Consider the following 6000-nt stretch of genomic DNA (forward strand, 5'->3'; position numbering starts at 1 on the left):
TTTTTTTATGCGATGGCCATTATATATAGGGATAAGGGGTGTTGCGATATGAGATTGAGTGATATGAGCGGAAAGGAAATAGTGGATGTCAGGAGAGCAGAAAGACTTGGAATCCTTGGCCAGACCGATTTGGAAATCAATGAACAGACCGGCCAGATCACAGCCCTTGTTATTCCGTCACAAAAATGGTTCGGGATGAGGAGGCAGGGCAGTGATGTAAAGGTTCCTTGGCAGCATATCCGCAAAATCGGCAATGATATGATTATCCTTGATGTGCCAGATGAAATAGCGCAGCTGAATGCTCCGGGCGAATGACTTCAGTCTTCGCTCTTTTTTATTTTCAGCAAAATGATAAGGGCCGTCTTTTTGGCGGTTCCCGAATTTGCATAGATGTTTGTATTCACCGTGCACCTTCATTTCTCATATAATGTGAGCGAAAGTCCTGAAGGGCTGTGCTAATCACAATAGTGTATAATCCAGAACGCGACGAAGAAGGTGAAAGACCTTATGTTAACCGGCTTAAATATTGCTGTCATAGGCGGGGATGCAAGGCAGCTTGAAGTCATAAGAAAGCTGGCGGAATTGGATGCGAAGATTTGGATGGCCGGGTTTGATCAGCTGGACCATGGTTTTGCAGGTGCAGCTAAAGCCAAAATGAACGAGATTGATTTTACCGCCATACATGCCATCATCCTTCCGGTTCCCGGATCAGCAATGAACGGAACGATCGATACCGTATTTTCAAACGAAGAAATCAGTTTAGACAGAAAATGGCTTGACCGGACACCGGAAGATACGGTGATTTATTCAGGCATCAGCAATGCTTATCTGGACGGTATTTTAAAAGAAGCGAAAAGAAAGCATGTTCAGCTCCTCGAGAGAGACGATGTCGCCATCTACAATTCCATTCCGACTGTTGAGGGGACCATCATGATGGTCATCCAGAATACGGACTTTACGATCCACGGATCCTCCGTTTCTGTTCTCGGGCTTGGCCGGGTCGGAATGAGTGTTGCCCGCGCTTTCGCAGGGCTTGGAGCGAAGGTAAAAGTTGGAGCCCGCAAATCATCAGATCTGGCACGGATCGAAGAAATGGGGCTGACTCCGTTTCGCCTCCTGGACCTTGCAAATACCGCAGCGGATACGGATATTTGCATAAATACGATACCCCACCTTGTATTGACCGCTGAAGTGCTCGCAGAATTTCCTTCCCACGCAATCGTGATTGACCTTGCATCAAAACCTGGTGGAACGGATTTTAAATTTGCTGAAAAGCGGGGAATAAAGGCTATGCTTGCTCCAGGTCTTCCTGGAATCGTAGCTCCTAAAACAGCCGGGCAGATTCTTGCGAATGTACTTACCCAGCTATTAAGTGAACAGTTAAAAGAACGAAAGGGGTCGGCACAATGAATCTAAAGGGAAAGACGATTGGTTTCGGACTTACAGGCTCCCACTGCACATACGATGCGGTATTCCCGCAGATCCAGAAGCTTGCCAGCCTCGGGGCGAATGTCCTCCCCGTCATTACGAATACGGTGAAGTCGACAATCACCAGATTCGGGGACGGAGAAGAGTGGGTCAGGAAAATCGAAGAGGCTACTGGGAATAAAGCGATTGATTCCATTGTTAAAGCAGAGCCGCTCGGCCCTAAAATTCCGCTGGACTGCATGGTGATCGCACCTCTTACCGGCAATACAATGAGCAAGCTTGCCAACGCCATGACGGAATCTCCTGTGCTTATGGCTGCAAAAGCAACCATGCGGAACAACAAGCCGGTCCTGCTCGGCATTTCTACAAACGATGCATTGGGTCTTAACGGAATGAACCTTATGAAGCTGATGGATGCGAAAAATGTGTATTTCATCCCTTTCGGCCAGGATGCTCCTGAAAAGAAGCCGAACTCAATGGTGGCCAGAATGCAGATGCTGCTGCCGGCTCTTGAAGCAGCCCTGAGCCACCAGCAGATCCAGCCGGTTATTATTGAAAGATTCAGAGACGAGGAATAACAGGCAGAACCTTCAGCAAAAAAAAAACTTTCATGCATTCCGCAATATGTTAGAATATTATCTAACATCAATTGACCGTATGGGATTGCAGTTGATGATTGGATCCGCGGAAGGGGTTTTGGCAAAATGAATTCAACAGGGTACCGCGTTGCCATTGCAGGCGCAACGGGAGCTGTAGGCCAGCAGATGCTGAAAACGCTGGAGGAGCGGAATTTTCCTGTTTCAGAGCTTAAATTGCTGTCATCCGAACGTTCGGCTGGCAAAATCGTTATGTTCAAAGGAAAATCCTATACAGTGGAAGCTGCTAAGCCCGAAAGCTTTGAGAACATTCAAATTGCTCTGTTCAGTGCAGGGGGAAGCGTCTCTAAAGAGCTCGCTCCAGAGGCAGTAAAACGGGGCGCAATTGTCATAGATAACACAAGTGCTTTCCGGATGGATCCGGATGTGCCGCTTGTTGTACCGGAAGTAAACGAACATGCATTGAAACTTCACAATGGAATCATCGCAAACCCGAACTGCTCCACCATTCAGATGGTCGCAGCACTCGAGCCGCTGCGCAAGGCTTATGGCTTGAACAAAGTTGTGGTCTCAACTTATCAGGCAGTAAGCGGCGCCGGTGCAGCAGCTATTAATGAACTGCATGACCAGACACGTGCCATCCTGGACGGAACGGAGTTTACTCCTTCCGTACTGCCAGTAAAAGGGGACGAGAAGCATTATCAGATCGCATATAATGCGATTCCTCAGATCGATAAATTCCAGGATAACGGATACACATTTGAAGAAATGAAAATGATCAATGAAACGAAAAAAATCATGGAACTTCCGGGTCTGCCGGTTGCTGCTACATGCGTCCGTCTGCCAGTCGTTACGGGCCATTCGGAATCTGTTTACATTGAACTCGGCAAAGGCGGGGCTGAGGTCGCGGATCTGCATAAGCTTTTCAATGAAGCACCGGGAATACAGCTTCAAGATATCCCGGCTGAACAGATCTACCCGATGCCGGCTGACTGTGTAGGCAAATATGATGTTTTTGTAGGGAGAGTCCGCAAAGATCTGGATACAGATTACGGCTTTCATTTATGGATCGTTTCTGACAATCTCCTGAAAGGTGCTGCCTGGAATTCTGTCCAGATTGCAGAAAGTCTGATCAAGCTCGATCTTGTCTGAAAATAGAAAGAGAGCCGGGAGACTCCTCCCAGCTCTCTTCTGTTGCATTTACGCATAAATATTGGAAATAATTAGCCGGGGTGTAGCACGTGATGAAAATTCTTGTACAAAAATTCGGGGGAACTTCCGTTAAAGACCATGAAGGCAGAACACAGGCTCATAAACATATCAGCCAGGCGCTGGATCAGGGTTATAAAGTAGTAGCTGTTGTATCGGCCATGGGCCGGAGCGGAGACCCTTATGCAACAGATACTCTGCAAAGTTTGCTTTACGGCGAAGCAGAGGACATCACAGGCAGAGAGCATGATCTTCTGCTATCCTGCGGTGAGACCATCTCTTCGGTCGTTTTTTCGAGCATGCTTAAAAGAAATGGTCTGAAAGCGGCTGCTCTTACAGGTGCCCAGGCGGGTTTTAAAACAAACGCAGACCACACGAATGCGAAAATACTTGAGATGGATTGCAGCAGGCTGACACAATTGCTGGAGCAATATGATGTCGTTGTTGTAGCAGGCTTTCAGGGTGCTGCCGAAAACGGAGATATCACCACACTCGGCCGCGGAGGAAGCGATACGTCTGCAGCGGCACTCGGAGCAGCGCTGAATGCCGAATACATTGATATTTTCACAGATGTAGAAGGAGTCATGACGGCAGACCCGAGAATCGTTGAAACGGCCCGCCCGCTCCAGAACGTGACTTACGCCGAAATCTGCAACATGGCATATCAAGGAGCCAAAGTCATTCATCCCCGGGCCGTTGAAATCGCCATGCAGGCTAAAGTGCCGATCAGAATCCGTTCCACTTACTCGGATGGAGAGGGGACACTGGTTGCTGCAGGCAGCAATGGAAAAGCAGGCAGTGATGTCACCGAGCAGCTCATCACAGGTATTGCCCATATGGCAAACGTAAGCCAGATAAAAGTGGCTTCCAAAAAAGGAGAATATCATACACAGACGGATGTTTTCAAAGCCATGGCTAAAAACAGCATCAGTGTGGATTTTTTCAACATCACTCCAAGCGAAGTCGTTTATACGGTTCCGGGTCCGGTCACGGAAAAAGCCGTTGAAATCCTTGAAGGGATGGGGTATCATCCAGTTGTAACACGCAGCTGTGCCAAGGTGTCAGTAGTCGGTGCCTCCATCATGGGAGTGCCGGGAGTAATGGCTACCATCGTCACCTCCCTTGCCGAGCGGGGGATCCAGATCCTGCAGTCGGCTGACAGCCATACGACGATCTGGGTGCTCGTTAGCGAGGACCATATGATTTCCGCAGTCAACACACTGCACGAAGCTTTTGAACTATCAAAGTAAGCGTAAGAAGGAGAATGTACATGGCGCAATTCGGAAGAGTCTCAACGGCGATGGTCACCCCATTTGACCTTGCCGGCAACATAGATTTTAAAAAAACAGCGAAGCTGATCGACTACTTAATCGCCAATGGAAGTGATTCCATTGTGGCAGGCGGGACAACCGGAGAGTCGCCCACGCTTGCTGCTGAAGAAAAAATTGCCCTTTTCAGGCATTGTGTCAAGGAAGCGGACGGAAGGATTCCGGTTATCGCCGGAACCGGCAGCAATGATACAAGAGCTTCGATTGAACTCACGAAAAAAGCGGAGGAAACTGGCGTCAGCGCAGTGATGCTCGTTACTCCTTACTACAACAAGCCTTCACAGGAAGGGATCTATCAGCACTTTAAAGTGATCGCTGAGAGCACAAAGCTTCCGGTGATGATCTACAACGTCCCTGGCAGAACGGTTGTAAAAATGACCGCGGAAACCATCATCCGCCTCTCTAAGATCCCGAACATAACGTCAGTTAAAGATGCGAGCGGAGATCTGGACCTTATTTCAGAGGTCATCGAAAAAACAGCAGATGACTTTGATGTCTACTGCGGAGAAGACAGCCTTACCCTGCCGGTCATGGCCATAGGCGGGACAGGAATTGTTTCTGTTGCATCCCATGTGATCGGCAATGAAATGCAGCAGATGATCGAGGCATTCATGCAGGGAGAAAATAAACTGGCAGCATCCATCCACCGCAAAATCGTGCCGGTCATGGATGCCATGTTCTCAGCTCCAAGCCCCGCACCAGTCAAAACAGCTCTGCAAATCTCCGGTATTGATGTCGGTCCCGTGAGGCTTCCGCTCCTCCCCTTAACAGAAGCGGAACGAATCAACCTGATGAACACAATGAATACGCTGAAAAATTGAGATCAAAAGCCGGCTGACCGCCGGTTTTTTTCTTTTTATATTGAAGCGGCAGTATTTGGATAAGGTTTGGCTTATGCAAGAGGATTTTTCTACAGTGTAGGGTAGGGGTTAGGCGCATAATATTATTATGTAAATTCAGCAATAAATCTTCTAAAGTCAGCAATTCGTTCAAAAAAGTCCGCAATTGCATTAAAATAGTCCGCAATTAAACAAGAATCGTCAGCAATTATCCCCCAAAAGTCAGCAATTCTTTACGGAAGCCCATAAATAGAATGCTGTGGAGAGGTGTAGATCGAAGATTCATGCATAAAAAAGCAGCTTTTTCGATCACATGCTGGTTTTATGCAAAACATCCGGCTTAATTGCCCCAAAAGTAGTCCATGATGCGGTCCCGGCAAACCCGAAGAGCACTTCACTCTCTTTAACCGTATGAAGTGGGTCAGTTCTGTGCTGCGGCAGGATGCCGCGCTTTTAGCAGAACTTCCTTAAAAAATTCCGCCTCCGCTTTTCATGTTGTCCAGCTTCGAGCGCTATGCCGCAGGCTCATTTCACACCCTCGGGCCTGCAGAATGCAGGTCAGTTCTGCGTTGCGACAGGATGTCGTGCTTTTAGCAGAAC

General features: G+C 48.1%; 6 protein-coding genes. All 6 read left to right on the plus strand.

Annotated elements, in window-relative coordinates; all coding sequences use genetic code 11:
* The first annotated feature begins 48 nt into the window (after positions 1 to 48).
* Complete coding sequence (locus GKZ89_RS05170; RefSeq protein WP_155111323.1) at positions 49 to 315, plus strand: YlmC/YmxH family sporulation protein; 267 nt, start codon at positions 49 to 51, stop codon at positions 313 to 315.
* Positions 316 to 507: 192 nt separating this feature from the next.
* Entirely contained in the window at positions 508 to 1410 is a 903-nt protein-coding gene (gene dpaA / locus GKZ89_RS05175) for a dipicolinic acid synthetase subunit A (RefSeq protein ID WP_155111324.1), read from the plus strand.
* On the plus strand, positions 1407 to 2006 hold the full coding sequence (gene dpaB, locus GKZ89_RS05180) for a dipicolinate synthase subunit B (protein WP_155111325.1): 600 nt from the start codon (positions 1407 to 1409) through the stop codon (positions 2004 to 2006). The genes dpaA and dpaB overlap by 4 nt, the downstream gene beginning before the upstream one ends.
* Before the next feature lie 126 nt (positions 2007 to 2132).
* Complete coding sequence (gene asd / locus GKZ89_RS05185; protein ID WP_155111326.1) at positions 2133 to 3176, plus strand: aspartate-semialdehyde dehydrogenase; 1044 nt, start codon at positions 2133 to 2135, stop codon at positions 3174 to 3176.
* 92 nt (positions 3177 to 3268) lie between these two features.
* A complete protein-coding gene (dapG, locus tag GKZ89_RS05190; protein WP_155111327.1) occupies positions 3269 to 4483 on the plus strand; it encodes an aspartate kinase in 1215 nt (404 codons plus the stop codon).
* Between the two features lie 20 nt (positions 4484 to 4503).
* Entirely contained in the window at positions 4504 to 5382 is an 879-nt protein-coding gene (gene dapA / locus GKZ89_RS05195) for a 4-hydroxy-tetrahydrodipicolinate synthase (RefSeq protein ID WP_155111328.1), read from the plus strand.
* Positions 5383 to 6000 lie beyond the last annotated feature (618 nt).

The sequence above is a fragment of the Metabacillus mangrovi genome (assembly GCF_009711125.1).
Lineage (GTDB): Bacteria > Bacillota > Bacilli > Bacillales > Bacillaceae > Metabacillus_B > Metabacillus_B mangrovi.